Source organism: Pedobacter sp. 01N310, assembly GCF_056399805.1.
Genome location: NZ_JBFTSB010000005.1, coordinates 384,739 through 406,270, shown reverse-complemented (window position 1 = coordinate 406,270; position 21,532 = coordinate 384,739). Strand labels below are relative to the sequence as shown.

Genomic DNA, 21,532 nt, shown 5'->3' with positions numbered 1-21,532 from the left:
ATTGTTACATTTGGTTAAGACTAAATTAAATGCACGAACAGCTTTCCAGTTATATCAGAGAAAAAATTACCATCAGCGATGAGGATCTGGAACAGGTATTGTCTTTTTTCAAGGCGATGCAGGTAAAGAAAAACGAAATCATGATCAGCCCTAGCGAAACGAGTCAACGCATTTATTTTGTTGACAAAGGCTGCTTGAGGATTTTTTTTCTAACAGAAGGTGGTACTGAAGCTACCAGGCATTTTGCTTTCGAAAAGCAGTTTGCCACGGCTTTGGTCAGTTTTATTACCAACGAAATTTCAAAGGAGTTTGTGCAGGCCATAGAAGATACCGACCTGTATTACATTTCGCAAAAGGACTTCTATCATCTGCTTAAAATCATCCCTCAGTGGGAGAAACTTTACCGCCATTATTTGGAATATGCCTATGTAACCAATACCAACCGCTTAATGTCGTTTATTACGCTCGATGCCACCGAGCGTTACCGCCAGCTGCTTGCGCAAAATCCAGGTGTGGTAATGCGCATGCCGAATAAAATGGTTGCCTCTTATTTAAATATCTCACAAGAAACTTTAAGCAGATTAAAATCAAAAGCATAAATTCAGTTAATTTTAGCGCATCATTCTATTTGTGTTTTTAGTGCCTTTGCGGTCAAAAAAACAGCAAATCGGTTATCGTAAAATTTCCTTAAATCTTCTACTCTAAACTTTAAAACAAAATCGGTATTTTTGCCGCTCAATTTAGATTACAATATATGTTAAGAACAGTAACTTGTGGTGCATTAAACCTAAATAACTTAGGCGAAAGTGTTACGCTATGTGGTTGGGTACAAAAATCAAGAGATTTAGGCGGTATGACTTTTATAGACATCCGCGATCGTTATGGCATTACTCAGTTGGTTTTTAACATGGATGATAATCGTGAACTTTGTGAAGCAGCACGTTCATTAGGCCGCGAATTTGTAATTAAAGCAATTGGTACCGTTGTAGAAAGAAGCAACAAAAACCCAAAAATGGTAACCGGTGATGTGGAGATTAAAATTTCTGCTTTGGAAATTTTAAATGCAGCAAAATTACCTCCGTTTATGATTGATGACGAAACTGATGGTGGTGATGAGTTGCGCATGAAATACCGTTATTTGGATTTACGCCGTAACCCGGTTCGCAATAACCTGGTTTTGCGCCATAAAATGGCACAGTCGGTTCGCCGTTATTTAGATGCTTTAGATTTTATCGAGGTGGAAACACCTGTTTTAATTAAATCTACACCAGAAGGTGCGAGAGATTTCGTGGTGCCTAGCCGCATGAACGAAGGCGAGTTTTATGCTTTGCCTCAATCGCCGCAAACCTTCAAACAATTGTTGATGGTTTCGGGTTTCGACCGCTATTTCCAGATTGTAAAATGTTTTAGAGATGAAGATTTAAGAGCCGACCGTCAGCCTGAGTTTACCCAGATTGATTGCGAAATGTCTTTCATCGAACAAGAAGATATATTAAATACTTTTGAGGGTCTGATCCGTACTTTATTTAAAGAAGTACGCAATTACGACTTACCGGAAGTACCGCGTATGCAATATGCAGATGCGATGCGTTTATACGGTTCTGATAAACCTGACACCCGTTTTGCAATGCAGTTTGTAGAGCTTAACCACCTGGTAAAAGGTAAGGGTTTCCCGGTTTTCGATAATGCAGAATTGGTAGTGGGTATCAATGCAAAAGGCGCTGCAAATTATACACGTAAGCAGTTAGATGAATTAACCGATTTCATCAAACGCCCGCAGATTGGTGCTACAGGCTTGATTTATGCCCGCCACAATGATGATGGGACCATTAAATCTTCAGTAGATAAATTCTTCAACGAAGAAGATCTTAAACAATGGAGTGAGGTTTTTGAAACAGAAAAAGGCGATTTATTATTGATTTTAGCTGGTTCAACAGATAAAGTACGTAAACAGTTAAATGAACTTCGTTTAGAAATGGGCAACCGCTTAGGTTTACGCGATAAAAACACATTCTCTGCCCTATGGGTATTGGATTTTCCGTTGTTAGAGTGGGATGAGGAAACAGAGCGTTACCATGCCATGCACCACCCCTTCACTTCGCCTAAACCAGAAGATATTGCCTTATTAGATACCGATCCTAAAAACGTACGTGCTAATGCTTACGATATGGTAATCAACGGAACTGAAGTTGGTGGCGGATCGATCCGTATTCACGATAGAGCATTACAGGCTTTAATGTTTAAACATTTAGGTTTTAGTGCAGAAGAAGCACAAAAACAATTTGGTTTCTTAATGGATGCCTTTGAGTTTGGTGCACCTCCACATGGCGGTATTGCCTTTGGTTTCGATCGTTTAACCTCAATTTTCGCAGGTTTAGATTCAATCCGTGATGTGATTGCTTTCCCTAAAAACAACTCGGGCAGAGATGTAATGATCGATAGTCCGAGTACTATTGACGAGAAGCAATTGAAAGAATTAAAGATTAAAACAGATTTATAGATTCATTAGTTCACTGGTCATTGGTTCATTGGGCTGAGAGCAGAAATAGCATAGTCATAAAACAAGGTTTACAACGGCTAAGTTTTTAATCAAGAAAGCCTCAGAATTTAGAATCCTGAGGCTTTTGATTTAATATCATTTGGCAATTGCTAACGAATGAACCAATGGCTAATGAACCATTGAACTAATACGTTTCACTATCAGGCGGGATGCCGTAGTCTACAAATTTCTTTTCTTTTTTCTCTTTCTTTTTTCCCAACCAGCTCTTCACAGAATTAAAGATTGCCGACAAATGTTCCGCATCAAGCGATTTACCAATTTTTCCTGAAACCAGACCTACAGCCGCTTTGGTTAAAAAACCAGCACCTCTAAATAGGGTTTTATTCATAAACATCGGCAAAAGCAACGACATGGCGGTTCCACTAATATTTAATTTTTCATCGGCTTTAAACAGGTTACTTGGCGTAGCATACCGCTTTATCAGCGCGCCTAAGGTAAATTGTTTAAAATAAGCTTTCGTATCCGATTTAAGCATATTCTGCTTAAGGGTGTACTCAACCTTAAGTTCTAATTTTCTAGCCTGCAGGTCTTCTAGGTTACGGATGTCTTTATACCTTTTCATCTTCCTCCTTATCTGCAAGTTTATCAAAGTATCTCCTAATGGCTACATTAATAATTGCCTTCTCTATATACTTATTCTTGGTTAAATAAACAATTATTGCCAATAGAATATAAAACAAGGAAACGCAGCCAAAGCCTCCGGCATAGCTACCCAAAAGACCAGACAGATAAAGTGCCAAAGTTACCGAGCCAAATAAAAAGGCCAATATAAAACAAACTATAACTGCCGTACTGGTTACTAAATCGGCAAAAACTTTAGAAACTTTTTCTACCAGATAAAGTCTGGTATATTCAGCCCTGGCCTCTAAAAAGCCTTTAGCATCGTCTACAAGATCTTCGATACTTTTATCTTTATTTTCCTGCATAATTCAGATGATATTTAACCGGGCAATTGCCCGGCTATGCAATATTTATTTATTACGCGTGCTCCACGTCGTCGCTGTATTCTCCTTCTACGCTTCTTAGTTTCGTTTTGATCGAGCTTACCACTTTATCCTTTAAGCTGGCAAGGTGGTTAATTTCATCAGCAGCTTTATCTTTGATAGAATCGCCCAAGTCTTTTAGAGATTGGCTTAATTTATCGCGGGTTTCATCACCTTTATCTGGTGCGAATAAAATTCCTAGAGCCGCACCAGCAGCTAATCCTGCTAAAAGCGCAACTACAACTTTTGAGTTATCATTCATAATTAATGTATTTTAAGGGTTTAACAATTATGTACAATATAAAACTACTACATTATTTATTGTTAAGCTATATTTATAACTCCGTATGCTCATTATTTGTTTTAATTCTTTCCAATCTTTCTGATGCAAGCGTACTGGTTTCGTAAATCTTAACGAGCAATATAAAATAAGATAATAGTAGCGGGCCAAAAACAAGGCCCAATATTCCAAATAAAGGGATACCAATAATTACGCCAATTACTGTAATTATAGGGTGAATATTACCAACTTTTTTTGCAATAATAAACCTTAGCACGTTATCGATATTGATAATGACTACAAAACCAAAAATAAGCATGGCCCAGCCAGCAAAATTATTCCCGTTCGCAATCTGCAAAATCGCAGCTGGAACAAAAACAACCGGTGGCCCCAAAACGGGCACAAAAGAAATAAATGCTGTAATTACCCCCCAAAATACTGGGTCTTTATAACCCAAAACATAAAAAGAAAGACTCAAAAGCGAACCTTGAACGAGGCAGATCAGCCCTTGTCCTAATACATTTGCATAAGTTGTGTTTCGCATTTCATCACCAAAACGAAGTGCATTCTGTTCTCTGAAAGGTGCATATTTAATCAATGAAAATTCGAATTTTCTTCGTTCTATTAACATAAAGTAGAGTAAAAAGTACATCACCAATAAACTTAATATAATATTTACTGCACTCGATATTAAGGATGGAAAAAGCTGAGTGGCCCAATTCCCCAAGCGGTTTAATCCTTCCTGAATAAGATCCTGATTAATTTTAACCGGAATAAGATGCTGTAATTTAACCAGCAGATTCCTGAAAAACACTTCATTGTTCTTCAATTCCGAAATTTTACTGATAACCATACTACTTAATGCATAAAAAGGCATTACAATGAGTATGATACTGATAGTGATAAGGAAAATAGCCGTTACTCTTTTATTCCAGCCCTTATTTTCTGCCAAATGGATATACGCCGGCCGCATTATAGTGTAAAGCACCAAAGTACTTAAAATAGCACTAAAAATACTTTGCAAAGAATACGCAATTAACACCCCCAGCGCAATAATAATGACCAGGTTAATGTTATTGCGTTGCTTATAAGAGAATACTGACATATTTAGATAATAAGGGTATTCTTTAAATGCTAAAATGGCTGATTTTGTTTTTCTAGATTTAAAATTTATATCCCATCATCAACCTCAATAAATTTGATTTTATTGTAAAGTGTTTTTCTGTCGATATTTAATATTTTTGCTGCCTTGGTTTTGTTGAAATTAACCGCTTTTAGCACTTCTAAAATAGCAGTATATTCAGCTTCTTTAGCAGTATTTCGCAAATTAAGTGATTTATCATCATTTAATTTTAGGGACAAAGGAAGTGCTTTTTTTTCGTGCTGTGTCTTAGGATAATCAGTCATTCGAAGCTCCAATGGCAAAACATGAGTTTCTATCCAATCACCATCGGTTAATAAAGCAATCCGCCTGACAACATTCTTCAGCTCACGTACATTACCTGGCCAATTATATGCTAATAAACATCTCATCGCTTCATCAGAAAAGCCTTTAATTTTTTTGTTCAATTCTTTGTTTACTGCAGCCAGAAAACGTTCAGCAAAGATAAGAACATCATTATCCCGGTGTTTCAATGATGGAACATGTATAGAAAATTCATTAAAACGGTGATATAAATCTTCCCTGAATATACCCTTTTGAATCCCTTCTACTAAATTTTCATTTGTAGCTACAATAAGCCGCACATCCAGATCAATCTCCTTCGTACTTCCAATCCGCTTTATTTTCCGCTCTTGAACTGCCCTGAGCAAAGTTGCCTGGATCTCATAGGATAAATTACCGATCTCATCAAGAAATAATGTACCTCCATTAGCCTGCTCAAAGTGACCGATTTTAGTGAAGGCTGCTCCGGTAAACGCCCCTTTCTCATGTCCAAAAAACTCACTGGCGGCTAATTCTTTTGTTAAAGAACCACAATCCATGGCGATGAAAGGTTCTTTGCCACGCGAACTATTTTGGTGAATGGTTTTAGCAACACATTCTTTCCCTGTTCCACTTTGCCCCGTTAAAATGACCGTGTACCCTGTTCGTGCTATGAGTTGGATTTGTTTCAGTAAAAGTGCCGATGCATCGCTCTCCCCATTTATATACTCCGGGCCATTTAGAAAATCGGAAATAACATTACGACCAGCGCGTTCAAAATTTTTAGGCGATTTTAAGGTCTCTTGCGTTTCAAGGGCTTTATTTATGGTATTTAAAATCTCATCCGGGTAAAGCGGTTTCACTATATAATCGTAAGCCCCTAGTTTTATCAATTCTACGGCAAGCTTAATATCTGAATAACCTGTAATAATAATCACACCGGTTGCTGGATAGTTTTCCTTAATGTGGATTAAAATCTCTTTCCCATCTGTATCATCCAAACGATAATCGCATAATACTAAATCGAATCTCTCTTTTTCAAGAATTTGTAAAACCGTTCTACCTGTTGTTACATTCGAAACTTCAAATCCATTTTTAGTTAAAAACTTGCAGAGTAATAAACCGATGCTAATTTCATCGTCAACAATGAGTATCTTTTTCATGAGTAGCGTTGTTATTATAAAAACCCATACGTAGTGGTAAGCACATTAGGGTTAATAATTAATTAACATAATTACTCAAAAAAAATTGCATTGAAAAATTTTTGCAACACTTTCGTTACACCGTATATCAAATTAATACTACAAAGGCATTGCTACTTTCCAGAAAAATTTGCTTTTCTCTTTTCAACAAATGCAGTTACGCCTTCTTTAAAATCGGCAGTTTCGAAACATTTGCCAAATTCTTCAATTTCGGTAGCGTAGCCATTGTTATTATTTACAGCTGCAATTACAGATTTTATCGCTGCCGAAACAGCCAGCGGTGCACGTTGCTTAATAACATTCAGCAGCTCTTCAGCCTTGCTAATTAGATCAGACTGTGGAACAACATAATTTACAAGACCTATTTTTTCTGCATCCAAAGCAGTAATCATATTTGCGGTCGTAATCATTTCTATTGCTTTACCTTTTCCAACCAATTGTGTAAGGCGCTGGGTACCGCCATAACCAGGAATTAAACCCAAAGTAACTTCAGGCAAACCTAGTTTTGCATGATCTGATGCGATGCGTATGTGGCAGGCCATGGCAAGCTCCAATCCTCCGCCCAGAGCAAATCCATTAATTGCCGCAATAAATGGTTTTGAAGAATTCTCAATGGCATTAAAAACCAGATCATGACCACGTTTTGCTAAATCTTCTCCCTGTTTACCACTATAATCAGAAAACTCTTTAATGTCAGCTCCCGCAACAAAGGCCTTTTCACCTGCTCCGGTTAAAATAACACCCCTTACATCATCTGTTTTGCCCGCGAAGGCAATTACATCCGCTAATTCAGCCAAAGTATCTTTATTTAAAGCATTCACCGCTTTTTCACGGTTGATGGTAACGTATAAAATGTTTTCTTTTATCTCTGAGATTAAATTCTGGTATGCCATAGCTTAAAAATTTCTGTTTTCTGTAACCCAATTCTGAATATATTCTACAATACTTGCCATTGTTGTACCTGGAGGAAATAGCTCCCCAACACCCATATCTGCAAGTTTTAACCGATCAGCTTCCGGAATAATCCCTCCGCCAGTTAATAACACATCATCTAACTGTTTTTCTTTCATAAAATGAATAATTTTTGGAAAAACCGTCATGTGTGCGCCCGATAGGATGGAAATCCCAATGGCATCAACATCCTCCTGAAGCGCTGTGTTTACCACCATTTCTGGTGTTTGGCGTAAGCCGGTATAAATTACTTCCATGCCAGCATCCCGTAAGGAAGTTGCGATTACTTTGGCCCCTCTGTCGTGGCCATCTAATCCAACTTTAGCTACTAAAACGCGGATAGGCCGATTTAATACTTTGCTCATAATGAATATTAAGTTGACGTAAATGTATCGATTTTATTAGGTAATTGAGAAATAGAGGTGCACGACAAATAGCATACGCGGTCGTCATCCTGAATTTATTTCAGGATCTTTCCTGCTATAAAGATGCTGAAACGAGTTCAGCAGGACGTGGTCGACTTGAAATGTGCAATTTATCGTACATCATATTTGTTCTTTCATAGCACTATAACGAAGTTCTGGGCTATCGGCTATCAACTATGGGCTAATAAACCTATAATCATTGTATAAATCCGCTCAATCTTTTTACATTTGCATTCCTAATTTACAGGTTTTTATGAGTGAAGAGAAGTCATTGAACTTTATTGAAGAAATTGTTGAGAACGACTTAAATAGTGGTAAGTATGAAACTTTGGTTACGCGTTTCCCGCCGGAGCCTAATGGTTATTTACACATCGGCCACGCGAAAGCAATATGCTTAAATTTCGGACTAACACAAAAATACGGCGGCTATACCAATCTGCGTTTTGATGATACCAATCCGGTAACAGAAAAAACAGAATATGTAAACAGTCAGCAAGAAGATATCAGATGGTTGGGTTTTAACTGGAAAAATGAATTATATGCCTCAGATTATTTTGATGAGCTGTATGGTTTTGCCGTTAAACTGATCGAAAAAGGTTTGGCTTATGTTGACGAGAGTTCTGCAGATGAAATTGCAGCTTTAAAAGGCACGCCAACAGAACCAGGACAGGATAGCCCATATCGTAACCGCAGCATTGAAGAGAATTTAGACATTTTCACGAAAATGAAAAATGGCGAATTTGCCGACGGTGCCTATATTTTGAGAGCAAAAATCGACATGGCCAGTCCGAATATGTTAATGCGCGATCCGATTATCTATCGCATCAAACATGCCGAACATCACCGTACCGGTAACAAATGGTGCATTTACCCAATGTACGATTTTGCTCACGGACAAAGCGATAGTATCGAAAACATCACGCACTCTATCTGTACGTTGGAATATGTTTCGCACCGTGAACTGTACGATTGGTTTATCGAAAAACTAGAGATTTTTCCTTCAAAACAATATGAATTTGCCCGTTTAAACCTTACCAGCACGGTAATGAGTAAACGTAAGTTACTTCAACTGGTTAACGAAAACTTAGTAAATGGATGGGACGATCCGCGCATGCCTACAATTAGTGGGTTACGTAGGAGAGGTTTTACACCAAAAAGCGTACGCGAATTTTGTGAACGTATTGGTATCGCCAAACGCGAAAATTTAATTGAGCTAAGTTTATTGGAATTTTGTATCCGCGAAGATTTAAATAAAACGGCTAACCGTGTAATGGCGGTTTTAGATCCGATTAAACTGGTGATTACAAATTACGAAAAAGGAACAGAAGATTTAATCGGCGAAAACAATCCAGAGGCTGAAGATGGTGGTGGCACGCGTGTGATCCCTTTCAGCAACGAACTTTGGATAGAACGTGAAGATTTCATGGAAGTACCCGCAAAAAAATGGTTCCGCCTGGCACCCGGTGCAATGGTACGCTTAAAATTTGCCTACATTGTTAAATGTGAAGATTTTGTAAAAGATGAAAACGGAAACGTTACCGAAATTCATTGTACTTACATCCCAGAATCGAAAAGTGGAAATGATACCAGCGGCATAAATGTTAAAGGAACCATCCATTGGGTAAGTGCTCCGCATGCCAAAACTGCCGAAATCCGTTTGTACGACCGTTTGTTTACTTCTGAAACACCAGATGCTGAGGAAGGAGATTTTAAAGATTACCTAAACCCTGAAAGCTTAACGGTTTTACCTAACGTTTATATCGAGCCGGCCCTGGCAGATGCAGATCTGGAAAGCCGTTATCAGTTTATCCGTAAAGGTTATTTCTGTTTAGATAGAGATTCTACTGCAGATAAATTGGTTTTTAACCGTACAGTTACACTAAAAGATACGTTTAAGAAGCCGAATTAATTAGCTTTTTTAAACCACAGATAAACACGGATGAACACAGATTTATCCGTGTTTTTTTTTGTGCTAGAATTTGGCTGCAAATGCATGCAGAGAAGAATATTGGGTGGCAAATATTAGCATTGTTTTTTGCGCCATAAACTTCAGGTTATTCCGCTTTTAAAGATCCAGTCCTGTAGCGAAGCGGAAAGCTACGCAGTAAAACAAGTTCAGGAGAAAGATTGCGCGCTGTGCGTTTAATCTACGCAACCGCCAAACCCCATTCTGTTTAGTACTTCGTATAAACATTATAAAGTACCAAAACATCCACAGGCGTTAAAGTAGGCGTAATATCACTCTGGATAAAATGGATTTTAAAAGCAGTGATTGCTGCAGGGAGATTACTGGTATCGTAACCAATATATTTTAAGGCCATTTCGGTATTAAAATCTACAGGAGGGTTTTTCAGCACATCATCATACCAATAGCCAAAGCCCTTATCTGCCAGTTTTTTCCAGGGGAAATTTTTAGGATCATTTTTTCGTTTAGGTGCTATATCGGCATGACCGATAAAATTCGCTGTCGGGATTCCATAGGTTTTCTTTAAAGTGGCCAACAACTTTAGCAGGCTATTGATCTGTGCATCAGGCCATGGGTCAGTTAAGCCATTATTATCCAATTCAATGCCTATCGATGAAGAGTTTAAGTCGGTATCCTTCCCCCATTTACTTACACCAGCATGATTTGCGCGTAAGTAATCATTCACCATATGCACTACTTTACCGTCGCGGCTGATAACATAATGGGCACTTGTACCTGCCTTAGTTGAGAAAAACGTCTTTATGGTCTGTGCCAAACTATCTTGTGCAGTATGATGGATCACCACAAAATTTGGTTTACGTATCCCAAAATTTACAGAACCAATCCATTCCTGGTTTGTTGCTCCTAATGAATCGTAAAGCTGACCAACTGGTGGCGTGGTATTGATTATTTTCGAAAAATCCTTTGCCTTTTCTTTATAGATTTTTTCTGTTGCAGCATATTTGCTGCTTCCGCAGGCAGATAAAATAAGTACAAGAGAAAAAGCGGAAATAGATAATGATTTTGATGACCTTGAAAATAACATGGTATGAATTGTTAGCAAGTTGAAGTTACAAAGTTATCTTAAACTTCACCCAATGCATCAAACTTTATACAAAGCTTTCAAAATTTACTAATTTAGCAGCCATATACTTTAATATGAAGAATTTATACAAATCAACCCTGTTTTTATCGGCAGTAGCTATTTCTGTAGGCACCTTATCGTCTTGTACCGGCAATAATAAATCTAAAGATGAAAAGGCTGTAGTAGTACAAAAAGATAGTTTGACCAATTATGTTGCACAACGCCTGCCTATTTACGAAAGGGTAAAATTAACCACCAATATAAACGAGTTAAGTGTTAACGACCGTAAAATTTTGCCTTTATTAATCCAGGCAGCAGAAATTATGGATCAATTATACTGGAAACAAGCCTATCCACAAAGAGATAGCTTGCTGGCAACTATTAAAGATGAAAAAACACGCGATTTTGTTAACATTAATTATGGTCCCTGGGATAGATTAAATAATGATAAACCTTTTGTTGAAGGTATTGGTGCCAAACCAGAGGGCGCATCTTTTTATCCATACGGAATTACAAAAGAGGCCATAGAGAAATCGGACCTTGCTGATAAGTTTGGTGCATATTCGGTTATTCAAAAAGACAGTACAGGCAAATTATCAACTGTACCCTATCATGTATTATTTGCTTCAGAATTACAAAAAGCAAGCTCGTTATTAAAACAGGCAGCTTTAATTGCTGAAGATGCCGGTTTAAAAAAATATTTAAACTTAAGGGCCGATGCTTTGGTAACGGATAATTTTACCGCAAGTGATTATGCCTGGTTAGATATGAAAACCAATGGTTTGGATATCATTATCGGCCCCATTGAAAATTACGAGGATAAACTGTTTAATGCCCGTACCAGTTACGAAGCTTATGTTTTAATCAAAGATAAAGAGTGGAGCAAGCGTTTGGCGAAGTACGTAAAAATGCTTCCTGAATTACAGAAAAACTTACCTGTTGCAGCGAAATACAAAACCGAAACACCTGGAACCGATTCTGAGCTAAATGCATATGATGTGGTTTATTATGCAGGAGACTGCAATGCCGGATCGAAAACCATTGCCGTTAATCTTCCAAACGATGAAAAAATTCAACAGGAAAAAGGTACACGCCGCTCACAGCTGAAAAATGCTATGCAGGCGAAATTTGATAAGATATTGGTGCCGATTTCAAGAGAATTAATTGAAGCCGATCAGCAACAATACATTAAGTTTGATGCTTTTTTTGCAAATGTAATGTTTCACGAAGTAGCTCATGGTTTAGGCATTAAAAAAACCATTACCGGAAAAGGTTTTGTACGTGCGGCATTGAAAGAACAGTATAGCTGGTTAGAAGAAGGCAAAGCCGATATTTTAGGCTTATATATGGTAACAGGCTTACTTAAAAAGGGGGAGTTGAAAGGTGACATAAAAGATTATTACACCACATTTATGGCTGGTATTTTACGTTCTGTTCGCTTCGGCGTTTCTGAGGCGCATGGAAAAGCCAATATGCAATGCTTTAATTATTTCCAGGAGAAAGGTGCTTTTGAGCGTACCGCTAAAGGTACTTACAAGGTAAACTTCGAAAAATTTGCAACTGCCATGAACGATTTAAGTGCATTCATTCTTACCCTTCAGGGTAACGGTGATAAAGTTGCGGTAGAAAAAGCACAAAAAGAAAAAGCAGTTATTCATACAGAACTTCAAACAGATCTGGACCGGTTGACCAAAAAGAATATTCCGGTTGATGTTGTTTTCGAACAAGGCGTTGATGTACTTGGGGTAAAATAAAAGATTTCTTTTACGAGGAATTAAAGGCCATAGATATGCAGGTGTAAGCTTGCTTGTCTGTGGCTTTTTTGTGTTTTTGCTTAAGTGGCTACCATTGACGCTATTTTACAAATTATTATTAATCAGCGCTTTAACTGCTTTCGCATTCCCACCCAGTTAGGCTACAGCACCGTATCCCCGTTCAACTTAAATCGGCCTAACAAATTTTTGGGAATCCACAGGCCAAGCCCAAACAGAAACTTCAATACAAAAATTTTCAGCCGACACTTTTGTTTCTTTTGGTGCCAAAAGAAAAAGGCCTGTCCGGCTAGGACTAATAAACCACCCCGTCCTGCGGACACCCCTCTGAAAGAGGAGAATCACATATTGAACAAGACCAATAATTAAATGTCATTTATATGGATTTTTGCACAATAAATTAACCCTCAGGATGACGATCGCGTTAAATCATATTTTTAGCAGTATGCTTCTCGATTAACATTATACGAAGAGGCTAAATAAAGACTTATGTATTACTTAGAGCTGTTGCAAAGCTTGTTTTACAGTGTCTTTGTTGGGCTTAGAAACGGGTATCTTTTCTCCAGAGGTTAAGAGTAAAATACCACCGTCTTCCTTTAACCAGCTTTTTACATATTTTGGATTTACTAAATGGCTTTGGTGAGTTCTTAAGAATCCGCTGGGGCGCAGTAAATCTGCATATTCTTTAAGTGATTTAGAAACCAATATTTTTTCATTACTTGAAAGGAAGAAGCGGGTATAAGTATTGTCTGCCTCGCAACGTATAATTTCTGATAAAGCAACATACCTTATTTCGCTTTGCATCTGTAGGGCAATCTTGCTAACATTGGTTTCGGGCTTTTTTAGTTGCTGCAGTAAAAAATCAAGCTGTAGATTTTGTATTTGTGTTATCAGTTTATGTTCAGCTTTATTTACCGCGTTTATCAATTCTTCAATATCAATGGGTTTTAAAAGATAATCTAAGGCAGCAAATTTTACTGCTTGTATCCCATATTGATCGTAAGCGGTAACAAAAATAACTTCGAAATTACGTGTTGGAAGCAGTTTTAGTACATCAAAACCTGTTTGCTCGCCCATTTGAATATCCAGAAATACTAAATCAGGTGAATATTTTTCAATAATGCCAACCGCATCGTTAATATTTTGCGCTGTTGCCATTATGGTTACCTGCGAACAGTGCTTTTCTAACAAAGTCCGTAGGTTTTCTAAATTGGAAATTTCATCGTCTATTAAAATTGCCTTCATTATAATATTATAGCCAATCGGTTAATGTTAAACTTATTTTGGTGCCGTTTGTGCTTGGCTGTATGGCTAAAGTAAAGCGATTTTGCTTATAAATACTATTTAAGAGTGCTATTCTACTGTTACTTAATTGAAGACCTAAACCATTATTCTTTTTTTCTGTGTCAAATCCATTTCCATTATCGCTAATAGTTAACACCAAATCATTTGCTTGCTTGGTAAATGTGATTACAATTTTTCCATCGGTAGCTTTTTTCGAAATGCCGTGTTTCACCGCATTTTCTACAAAAGGTTGTAGCAGCATGCTGGGTATTTCTACGTTATCCAGGTCTAAGTTTTCTGAACGGTTAATTTCGTACTTAAAACCAAACCGCAATTGCTCCATTTGCAGGTAATCGTCTAATAAAGTTTTTTCTTGTGATAAACTGATCAATTCTTTATCATCAAGCACATTACGGGTTAAGCGGGCAAACTTAGACAGGTATTTGTTGGCATTGTCTATTTCGTTTTTGTTCATTAAATTTTGAATGCCAGAAAGTGCGTTAAATAAAAAATGAGGGTTTAACTGGGAACGAATGGAGTTAAGCTGAAGCTTTGCCGTGTTTTTTTGCTGCTCTTGTTCTACAATCTTTTTTTTGTTTCTTCTTTTGATCGCGTGAAGTATCAGTAAAAAATTTAAACCAATAACAAATGTTGCCATTAAAGCATAACTATAAAGTTCTTTTTTGGTGTAGCTTTCTTCGGCTAAAGTGATAGCAAGCGTATGGCGGGTTACGTATTTTTCGGTTTCTTTTGGTGAAATATCGCAATCAAAGCAACTGGTCCATTTAATTGATGGCTGAATAATAATTTCATACTCGCCCGACTTTTTGAAAATGTTTTTATCAATTTCTATAAAAGGTAGTTGCTCATGATCTTCACTTATGATGCCACCATATCGCCAGGTAGTTGATTCGAAAATGATTTTATTGGTTTTTTTGTCTTTTATTGAGGTATAGTAAAGATAATCAATATCCGATTTGTCTTTAACGATGGTTAGCTGCAGATCTTTTTCAGTGAAAGTAAAGTTTGTGCTCCCTTTTGGGTCTTTTACCCAGCTGGTGCTATAGACCTGATCGCTTTTGCTCAGCATTGAAAAAGATAGGATTTTTGCTCTCGGTATCGACTTTCCGTAAAAAACAGCTTTATCGATATCCTGCGGTTTATCTATACTATAAACAAGTGTGGTAACCGTTTTATCTTTTACAGGGAAAATGCCCAGTGTTGTCGAACTGAACAGTTCTTCATCTCCTTCTGCGTGTGTATCTTTCAGCTGCGCCATGTTAATCGGCTTATTGAGCGCAATGGGTTTGTTATCTGCCAAAATGGTGTACCGATAGTGCTGTATATTAATATTCTTTCTAAAATTAATCGAGATACTTACATGGTTTACATCAGGTAAGTAATTAAAGGATGTGCGGGGTTGATTGGGAAATCCAATAGCATAAAAAACGTTTCTGGCTCCACTATCTACATGCATGAGCAATTTTCCTCCAGCAGCAATGTTATTAGAAAAATTAATGCCTTTTTGCGCATATGCGGCAGATAAGGAAATAAAGAGGCTGAGCAATATGAGGGTCGTCTTTTTCATAAGGTTAAGTTTAATTTTCATCAAACTTGTAGCAATAATAGCAAAACTAAAACCATAAAACAGGAAAGGTGGTGTTTGAAATAGTAGAGGTATTGTTTTGCGCAGTATTTGAATGTTCACAGTGAAGAATAAGCCGACTCGGGACTTTTTCACTTTCCCTGTAACCTTTTCAAAAAACGGTCGTCTTACTTATAACTAAACAAGCGGAAACCTTTCGTTTCCGGGCTAAACTTTAAAATAAGCAAGCAATTAAATTGAAAGCGCATGTACATGCGGTATAGAAATCTTTTTGCCTATTTTTTTAAGAATAAATACCTAAAAATGAAAACATTATACAGAATATCACTTATCGTTACTTTCCTTTTTACCGTTACAGTTGGTTTTGCGCAAACAAATCCTAAACCGAACATTAGTGGGGTAATTTTAGATGAAACCAAAAAACCTGCAGATTACGTTACTGTTGTGCTCTTTAAAGCTTCCGATTCGAGTGTGGTTAAAACGGCATTTACCGATCCAAACGGAGCATTTAATTTTAATGTTTCGGGTAAGGGGAGTTATTTTTATAAAGCCAGTAACATGGGTTACAAAACACTTAAAAGTAAAACCATCGTTTTAACAGAAGATAATCAAAAGGTAGATTTCGGATCGGCTCAGCTTACCGCAAGCACTCAAAATTTAAAAGAAGTGAATGTAGCTGTAACTAAACCATTAATCGAAAGAAAAATGGATAAGATCGTGATGAATGTTTCCAATAGTTCGATTATGACAGGTTCTACTGCGCTGGAAGTTTTGCAAAAAGCACCAGGCGTAACGGTAGATCAGAATGATAAGATCTCGATGATGGGTAAACAAGGCGTGCTAATTCAACTGGATGGAAAACAGACCTACATGAGCAGTGCCGATGTGGCGAATCTACTGCGTAACATGCAGAGCTCGGAGATTGAGAGCATTGAACTGATTACCAATCCGTCTTCAAAATACGATGCCTCTGGCAACTCGGGAATTATCAACATCAAAACGAAGAAAAACAAAAATGGCGGAAGCAATGGCAGTATAAGCGGAACAGCCGGTTATGGCAAAAACTTTAGGGGAAATGCCGGTTTAAACCTAAACCACAGAACGCAAAAATTAAACCTTTTCGGTAATTACAATTATGGAAGAAATGAGCGCGATAACCTCATTGCCATCGACCGTATTTCGAACGGAACACCAGATACTTATTTTATGCAGGTGGGTACCAGCCATAGAAAGCAACAGAACAATAACTTTAAAGCAGGTATAGATTACTTTATTGATAAAAAGAACACGATTGGTGTATTGGTAAACGGCTACTTTAACCATGGAAATGAAACTACGGTAAACAATACTTTAATTGGCCCATCTTTTAACCAGGTAGATTCGAGCCTCATAACCAACTCATTGCAGGCAAACAAATACAATAATGTTTCTTATAACTTAAATTACAAATCTGTTCTGGATACCGCGGGTTCAGAAATCTCTGCAGATGTAGATTATTCCAAATACAAAGGAAACGATGGTTCTAATTATGAAAACGATTACCGGTTCCAAAATGGAGACAGAATCCGTCCTATTAGATATACCCGGAACAACACCCCATCGATTATTGATATCAAAGCATTTAAAGTCGACTATAATGTTTCACTTAACAAAACGGTTAAACTCGAAGCCGGGGTTAAAAGCAGTTGGGTTAAAACCGACAATGACCTGCAGGCGGAAGAGTTGGTAAGCAATGCCTGGCAAAACGATGTAAAACGAAGCAATCAATTTGTATACGATGAAAATGTAAATGCGGCTTATACCAATATAAACAAGCAGTTTAAAAATACCAGCGTACAGATTGGCTTAAGGGTTGAGCAAACCAATTCGAAAGGAAATCTGATTACCAAAAATACTGTTGTAGAACGAAATTACTGGGATTTCTTTCCAACGTTATTTGTTCAACAAACGCTTTCAAAAAACAATCAGTTGGGTTTTTCTTATAGCAGGAGGATAGACCGCCCAAGTTATGATGCTTTAAATCCTTTTATTTATTATTTAGACGAATTTACCTATAGCAAAGGGAATCCCTTTTTAAATCCACAGTATACACACAATTTTGAGCTTAGTTATACTCTATTACAAAAATATATGCTCTCAATTGGCTATAGCAGGGTTAACGATGTAATTGCAGAGGTAATTTTACCTGATGCAGCAAATCAATCGTTATATCAAACGAATGCAAATATTGCCACCAACATTAGCTACAATGCCAATTTAAACGTACCCGTTCAGATTACGAAATGGTGGCAGACCAACAATAATTTAAATGTTTTTTACCTCAGTTTCAAATCACCAGATTTGGCCGGGAGCGCTTTAAAAACCGGAAAAACCTCTTTCCAGTTTAAATCGCAACAAACCTTTACCATTATGGATGGTTTTACGGCAGAAATAAATGGCAGTTACGAATCTCCGCTTGATTACGGTACCCTAAGTTTAAAAGCCCGTTATTATGTGGATGCGGGTTTGAGTAAATCGCTGTTTAACAAAAAAGCAAGTTTGAAGCTGGCCTTATCAGATGTATTTAACATGTCTGAAAACAATTTATCAAGTGCCTATCCGGGTTTAACTTACTCGGTACATCAAAAAAATGAAACTCAAATTGGTAGAATCAGTTTTACCTATCGTTTTGGTAAAAATGAAATTAAACCTGCCCGCCGCCGTGCAACAGGAACCGAAGCGGAACAAGGCCGTATGAAAAATTAACACTCAGCCCTTCAATTGTGAAAACCCGATCAACATTATGCTGGTCGGGTTTTCTGTTTTGTGTATATTTAAACTGGAAACCTGAACAAAATGTCTGTCGAGAAAATCTCCAAACAAACTACAAATTTAACAGCTGCTGCTTTTATTGAAAAATTAAGCACCTACCAATCTAACGCAGAATTGGAAAAGATTACCCGTTATTTTAAAACTGAGGAGGGTGATTACGGGGCGGGAGACCGGTTTATTGGCGTTCGGATGGGGCAGGTTTTCGAAGTTGCCAAAGCTTTTGTGGCCATGCCTGTTCAGGAAATAGAAAAGCTTTTAGAAAGTCCGGTTCATGAACATCGGGCAGGTGCAGTAAGCATAATGGATTTTAGGGCAAGGGATAAAAAAACAACTGAAGATGTAAAGAAAGCCCTTTTTGAACTTTACCTTAACCGGCACGACCGGATTAACAATTGGGACCTGGTAGACCGTGCCGCATGTTTTGTAGTGGGCAGTTATTTATTTGATAAACCAAGAGATATTTTATACCAATTAGCCGTTTCAGAAAATATGTGGCAGCGCCGGACAGCAATAGTGAGCACATCTTATTTTATCCGTAAAGGCGATTTGACCGATACTTTTGGCATTGCACAAATTCTTTTAAATGATCGCGAAGACCTGATCCACAAAGCAGTTGGTGGTTGGATCAGGCAGGCAGGCACAAAAAATAAAGCCCTGCTAATGGCTTTCTTAGAAAAACATGCCACAACAATGCCCCGTACCATGCTGCGTTACGCCATAAAACATTTTGACAAAAGCGATCGAGAATATTACCTTAAGAGAGTAGATTAGAATTTGTATTCCATTACATAATCGTCCATGAAGTAACCTTCACCTATATCAAGTTTTACCGACTCTTTAATGGTAAAACCTCCTTTTAGGTAAAAATCTTTGGCTTTATTATGCTTGTTCACATTCAATTGTAAAGCACTTCCTCCGGCATCCTTAACCTGGTTAAAAACCTCATTAATTAAGATTTTCCCAACACCTTTGCCATGTGCAGATGGCAGCACATAAAGCTTGTGCAGTTTGTAAATTCGCTCTTCGTGTCCAACAATAGAATATCCTGCAAAACCGAACTGATTTTCGCCTTCCTCTGCAATCAGGAAAATATGCCCTTCCATAAATTGCTTTAGGAGTTCTCCTTTATTGTACATTTTATCCAACATGTAATCAATCTGTTCCTGCCCGATAATATCGAGGTAGGTTGATGGCCAGGTTGCCGCAGCAATAGCCCTGATGATTTCTATATCTTCTTCTTTTGCTTTTCTGAGGGTAATCATATTGGTTCGCTAATAAAAATTGGTTGTCCTGAAAAGGTAAATTCTACAAAGCCATCTTTAACTACAGTAAAAATTTCTTCTTCATTCTGCACCAGGTTAGTTACTTCGATATATCGGTTGCCATGGATCAGGAATTCACTTCCTGCAGGTTTCCAAACGGAGAATCCCGGTTTTATGGGATAGTGCTTCGATCTTTCAGTAAACACCACCAGATTAATTTTGTCTTCAAATCCGGCAAACTTCTCCAGATCAAATTTCTTCGCAATTACATTTACCGCGGGATATTTCTCTTCGTACAGATAATTTACCGCCACCATTAAAGCATCAACAGGGCCTTGAATAACTTTTGTATCCTCTTGCGTTTCCTGTCCGTTCCCGTTTACAAGCACATCTACCTTTAAGCCTAAAGAAAAAATCTTATCGTAATTTTCTCCGTTAACCAAAAGCGTAGGGCTCCATTCGAGCAGTTGCCCCAAAAGCTCTTCATTAAAATTCCCAAGCTCATCGATGTATAAAGCCGGCTCTTGTTTTTCTTTTACAATATGGTGTGAAGACATACTGCGAATATAGAAATTTCGCTTTAAGTACGGTATAAGAAGAATCAGTTAGGGGTAAAATGATTAACGATTGTATGGATATTCACTCACCCAATGGAAGCCCCTGTTGATGAGTCTAAAATCTTTCATATCTTTCTTTTTAAAGCTTACCGATATAGAATCTTTATCGCTCAGACCAGAAATCACCAGCTTATCTTTTCCAATAACATGGTATTTTAACATATACTTCAATGAATCTTTACTGGTAGATTTTAATACCAGTTCTTTCTTTTTCTGATCAAAAACAGTAGTGAAATTAGCGGTACTATCGTTCATCTTTTTTATTCTTGCGTACCCCTCTCGACTGACAATCAATTGTTTCCAACGGGTGCTGTCCGTAGTTAACGGGAGCAAAGTCTTACCTTTGAGCGTCATGTCTTCTACATTGTAAATGCCATACAAAAATGGCTTGGGTGCAGCACTGCCATAAATTTTTGTTTGTTGGATGAATGTATACAGTAAGGAAACGATAGAGGCGGTGATGTACAAATATTTTAAGCTATAAGCCAAAATGTAAAGCCATCGCTTTTTAAAGGTAGGGCGATACATTTTATCCAGCTGCTGACTTTCATATTTGAGAAAGAAGCGGTATAGCTTTAAGAAATGCGGTGCCAAAATAAAAAGACTCATTACCACAAGTGCGGTAGAGAGTAGTTTTACCGGTACATCGAAGAAGTAGTTCATCGCCATTACATGTGCCGTGGCCGCTAGTGAAAGAAAGGCACCAACCACTACCGTTCTACGGAACAACAATAAAATGGCAGAAACTTCTACAATACCCATAAAAATGTTGTAACCTTTCGAAAAACCGAGGAAAGTCCATGCCAGGCCCATTGGTGATGCATCGCCAAAAGGCTGAAGCAATCTGGTTAAGGAAGGGTCTGGAAACTGGAGTTTGACTACCTTTATTAAGCCGTAGAATATCAGGGTAAAGGCCAGGTAAAACCTCACCAGTACCACGAGCCAATAATAGGCAGCATTGTAGCTTTTGCGTTTGCGGTCTAAAACCGACCAGATGATACAGCCTATTACCGAAACGAAAAATATAAAAAGCAATAATAGCCAATCGTAAGAGGTATCCCCACTGCCATTGGTATAAATTGTAAAATCGTAATTGTAATGGATAATATGTTTAGAAAACCATGGAATAAAATGGTGCAGGACCAAACTCGGCAACTGCAGTAATCCCGACAGAAATTGAAAAGCCCCGTTATTGTTCAGGATGATGAAAAGAGGTAACAGAAGGAAAAAGAATCTGAAAGAGATTTTTTTATAAATGTTCCAGGGTGCATTGGTTTGAAGAGCGTTTTCAGACATATTAGCTAGG

General features: G+C 37.7%; 19 protein-coding genes. 6 read left to right on the top strand and 13 right to left on the bottom strand.

The genetic code is table 11. From position 1 onward, the window contains the following. The first annotated feature begins 29 nt into the window (after positions 1-29). Both AC1DNH_RS13565 and aspS read left to right on the top strand, forming a co-directional pair. Entirely contained in the window at positions 30-599 is a 570-nt protein-coding gene (locus tag AC1DNH_RS13565; protein ID WP_477579494.1) for a Crp/Fnr family transcriptional regulator, read from the top strand. 155 nt (positions 600-754) lie between these two features. Beyond that, positions 755-2,500, top strand: a complete 1,746-nt coding sequence (aspS, locus tag AC1DNH_RS13560) for an aspartate--tRNA ligase (RefSeq protein WP_477610663.1) — start codon at positions 755-757, stop codon at positions 2,498-2,500. Between the two features lie 184 nt (positions 2,501-2,684). Here the strand turns inward: aspS and AC1DNH_RS13555 are convergent, their stop codons facing one another. The 7 genes from AC1DNH_RS13555 to AC1DNH_RS13525 all read right to left on the bottom strand — a co-directional run bounded on the left by AC1DNH_RS13555 (position 2,685) and on the right by AC1DNH_RS13525 (position 7,764). Beyond that, positions 2,685-3,122, bottom strand: a complete 438-nt coding sequence (locus AC1DNH_RS13555; RefSeq protein ID WP_215165636.1) for a hypothetical protein — start codon at positions 3,120-3,122, stop codon at positions 2,685-2,687. Continuing rightward, positions 3,109-3,486, bottom strand: coding sequence for a hypothetical protein (locus AC1DNH_RS13550; protein ID WP_029276839.1), 378 nt, complete (start codon positions 3,484-3,486; stop codon positions 3,109-3,111). Before AC1DNH_RS13550 ends, AC1DNH_RS13555 begins: the two co-directional genes overlap by 14 nt. A 52-nt stretch (positions 3,487-3,538) precedes the next feature. Then, positions 3,539-3,805 (bottom strand): YtxH domain-containing protein, encoded by a 267-nt coding sequence (locus tag AC1DNH_RS13545; RefSeq protein ID WP_029276837.1) that lies wholly within the window; start codon positions 3,803-3,805, stop codon positions 3,539-3,541. 73 nt (positions 3,806-3,878) lie between these two features. After that, on the bottom strand, positions 3,879-4,928 hold the full coding sequence (locus AC1DNH_RS13540; protein WP_477581592.1) for an AI-2E family transporter: 1,050 nt from the start codon (positions 4,926-4,928) through the stop codon (positions 3,879-3,881). Positions 4,929-4,993: 65 nt separating this feature from the next. Then, a complete protein-coding gene (locus AC1DNH_RS13535; RefSeq protein ID WP_477581590.1) occupies positions 4,994-6,409 on the bottom strand; it encodes a sigma-54-dependent transcriptional regulator in 1,416 nt (471 codons plus the stop codon). Positions 6,410-6,561: 152 nt separating this feature from the next. Then, positions 6,562-7,341, bottom strand: coding sequence for an enoyl-CoA hydratase/isomerase family protein (locus AC1DNH_RS13530; protein WP_477581588.1), 780 nt, complete (start codon positions 7,339-7,341; stop codon positions 6,562-6,564). Between the two features lie 3 nt (positions 7,342-7,344). Then, positions 7,345-7,764 (bottom strand): cobalamin B12-binding domain-containing protein, encoded by a 420-nt coding sequence (locus tag AC1DNH_RS13525; protein ID WP_057930804.1) that lies wholly within the window; start codon positions 7,762-7,764, stop codon positions 7,345-7,347. 313 nt (positions 7,765-8,077) lie between these two features. Here AC1DNH_RS13525 and AC1DNH_RS13520 point away from each other — a divergent pair, with 313 nt between their 5' ends. Continuing rightward, a complete protein-coding gene (locus tag AC1DNH_RS13520; RefSeq protein ID WP_477609002.1) occupies positions 8,078-9,733 on the top strand; it encodes a glutamine--tRNA ligase/YqeY domain fusion protein in 1,656 nt (551 codons plus the stop codon). Between the two features lie 265 nt (positions 9,734-9,998). Here AC1DNH_RS13520 and AC1DNH_RS13515 read toward each other — a convergent pair whose 3' ends face one another. Further along, the gene (locus AC1DNH_RS13515) at positions 9,999-10,835 is read right to left on the bottom strand and encodes an N-acetylmuramoyl-L-alanine amidase (protein ID WP_477581584.1); all 837 of its coding nucleotides are present in this window, start codon (positions 10,833-10,835) and stop codon (positions 9,999-10,001) included. A 113-nt stretch (positions 10,836-10,948) separates the two neighbouring features. Between AC1DNH_RS13515 and AC1DNH_RS13510 the strand changes: the two genes are divergently transcribed. Beyond that, the gene (locus AC1DNH_RS13510; RefSeq protein ID WP_477609000.1) at positions 10,949-12,628 is read left to right on the top strand and encodes a dipeptidyl-peptidase 3 family protein; all 1,680 of its coding nucleotides are present in this window, start codon (positions 10,949-10,951) and stop codon (positions 12,626-12,628) included. A 516-nt stretch (positions 12,629-13,144) separates the two neighbouring features. Here the strand turns inward: AC1DNH_RS13510 and AC1DNH_RS13505 are convergent. After that, positions 13,145-13,891 (bottom strand): LytR/AlgR family response regulator transcription factor, encoded by a 747-nt coding sequence (locus tag AC1DNH_RS13505; protein ID WP_477625434.1) that lies wholly within the window; start codon positions 13,889-13,891, stop codon positions 13,145-13,147. Between the two features lie 7 nt (positions 13,892-13,898). Further along, positions 13,899-15,518, bottom strand: coding sequence for a sensor histidine kinase (locus tag AC1DNH_RS13500; protein ID WP_477582116.1), 1,620 nt, complete (start codon positions 15,516-15,518; stop codon positions 13,899-13,901). A 321-nt stretch (positions 15,519-15,839) separates the two neighbouring features. On the opposite strand from AC1DNH_RS13500, the gene AC1DNH_RS13495 reads away from it, so the two are divergent. Beyond that, positions 15,840-18,281, top strand: a complete 2,442-nt coding sequence (locus AC1DNH_RS13495; RefSeq protein WP_477582114.1) for an outer membrane beta-barrel protein — start codon at positions 15,840-15,842, stop codon at positions 18,279-18,281. Between the two features lie 90 nt (positions 18,282-18,371). Beyond that, entirely contained in the window at positions 18,372-19,118 is a 747-nt protein-coding gene (locus tag AC1DNH_RS13490; protein WP_477582112.1) for a DNA alkylation repair protein, read from the top strand. Here AC1DNH_RS13490 and AC1DNH_RS13485 read toward each other — a convergent pair. The 3 genes from AC1DNH_RS13485 to AC1DNH_RS13475 all read right to left on the bottom strand — a co-directional run bounded on the left by AC1DNH_RS13485 (position 19,115) and on the right by AC1DNH_RS13475 (position 21,522). Then, the gene (locus AC1DNH_RS13485; protein WP_029276813.1) at positions 19,115-19,609 is read right to left on the bottom strand and encodes a GNAT family N-acetyltransferase; all 495 of its coding nucleotides are present in this window, start codon (positions 19,607-19,609) and stop codon (positions 19,115-19,117) included. The two genes, AC1DNH_RS13490 and AC1DNH_RS13485, sit on opposite strands and share 4 nt — an antisense overlap. After that, the gene (locus tag AC1DNH_RS13480; RefSeq protein WP_029276811.1) at positions 19,606-20,166 is read right to left on the bottom strand and encodes a hypothetical protein; all 561 of its coding nucleotides are present in this window, start codon (positions 20,164-20,166) and stop codon (positions 19,606-19,608) included. The genes AC1DNH_RS13485 and AC1DNH_RS13480 overlap by 4 nt, the downstream gene beginning before the upstream one ends. Before the next feature lie 63 nt (positions 20,167-20,229). Then, the gene (locus AC1DNH_RS13475) at positions 20,230-21,522 is read right to left on the bottom strand and encodes a hypothetical protein (protein WP_477608776.1); all 1,293 of its coding nucleotides are present in this window, start codon (positions 21,520-21,522) and stop codon (positions 20,230-20,232) included. Positions 21,523-21,532 lie beyond the last annotated feature (10 nt).

Excerpts from the sequence above, each read along its gene's own strand:
- AC1DNH_RS13540 (WP_477581592.1), bottom strand. The coding sequence starts at position 4,928 with ATGTCAGTATTCTCTTATAAGCAACGCAATAACATTAACCTGGTCATT.
- AC1DNH_RS13530 (WP_477581588.1), bottom strand. The coding sequence starts at position 7,341 with ATGGCATACCAGAATTTAATCTCAGAGATAAAAGAAAACATTTTATAC.
- AC1DNH_RS13485 (WP_029276813.1), bottom strand. The coding sequence starts at position 19,609 with ATGATTACCCTCAGAAAAGCAAAAGAAGAAGATATAGAAATCATCAGG.
- AC1DNH_RS13480 (WP_029276811.1), bottom strand. The coding sequence starts at position 20,166 with ATGTCTTCACACCATATTGTAAAAGAAAAACAAGAGCCGGCTTTATAC.
- AC1DNH_RS13520 (WP_477609002.1), top strand. The coding sequence starts at position 8,078 with ATGAGTGAAGAGAAGTCATTGAACTTTATTGAAGAAATTGTTGAGAAC.
- AC1DNH_RS13515 (WP_477581584.1), bottom strand. The coding sequence starts at position 10,835 with ATGTTATTTTCAAGGTCATCAAAATCATTATCTATTTCCGCTTTTTCT.
- AC1DNH_RS13550 (WP_029276839.1), bottom strand. The coding sequence starts at position 3,486 with ATGCAGGAAAATAAAGATAAAAGTATCGAAGATCTTGTAGACGATGCT.
- AC1DNH_RS13525 (WP_057930804.1), bottom strand. The coding sequence starts at position 7,764 with ATGAGCAAAGTATTAAATCGGCCTATCCGCGTTTTAGTAGCTAAAGTT.
- AC1DNH_RS13490 (WP_477582112.1), top strand. The coding sequence starts at position 18,372 with ATGTCTGTCGAGAAAATCTCCAAACAAACTACAAATTTAACAGCTGCT.
- AC1DNH_RS13505 (WP_477625434.1), bottom strand. The coding sequence starts at position 13,891 with ATGAAGGCAATTTTAATAGACGATGAAATTTCCAATTTAGAAAACCTA.
- AC1DNH_RS13555 (WP_215165636.1), bottom strand. The coding sequence starts at position 3,122 with ATGAAAAGGTATAAAGACATCCGTAACCTAGAAGACCTGCAGGCTAGA.
- AC1DNH_RS13545 (WP_029276837.1), bottom strand. The coding sequence starts at position 3,805 with ATGAATGATAACTCAAAAGTTGTAGTTGCGCTTTTAGCAGGATTAGCT.
- AC1DNH_RS13535 (WP_477581590.1), bottom strand. The coding sequence starts at position 6,409 with ATGAAAAAGATACTCATTGTTGACGATGAAATTAGCATCGGTTTATTA.
- AC1DNH_RS13500 (WP_477582116.1), bottom strand. The coding sequence starts at position 15,518 with ATGAAAAAGACGACCCTCATATTGCTCAGCCTCTTTATTTCCTTATCT.
- AC1DNH_RS13495 (WP_477582114.1), top strand. The coding sequence starts at position 15,840 with ATGAAAACATTATACAGAATATCACTTATCGTTACTTTCCTTTTTACC.
- AC1DNH_RS13510 (WP_477609000.1), top strand. The coding sequence starts at position 10,949 with ATGAAGAATTTATACAAATCAACCCTGTTTTTATCGGCAGTAGCTATT.
- AC1DNH_RS13475 (WP_477608776.1), bottom strand. The coding sequence starts at position 21,522 with ATGTCTGAAAACGCTCTTCAAACCAATGCACCCTGGAACATTTATAAA.
- AC1DNH_RS13565 (WP_477579494.1), top strand. The coding sequence starts at position 30 with ATGCACGAACAGCTTTCCAGTTATATCAGAGAAAAAATTACCATCAGC.
- aspS (WP_477610663.1), top strand. The coding sequence starts at position 755 with ATGTTAAGAACAGTAACTTGTGGTGCATTAAACCTAAATAACTTAGGC.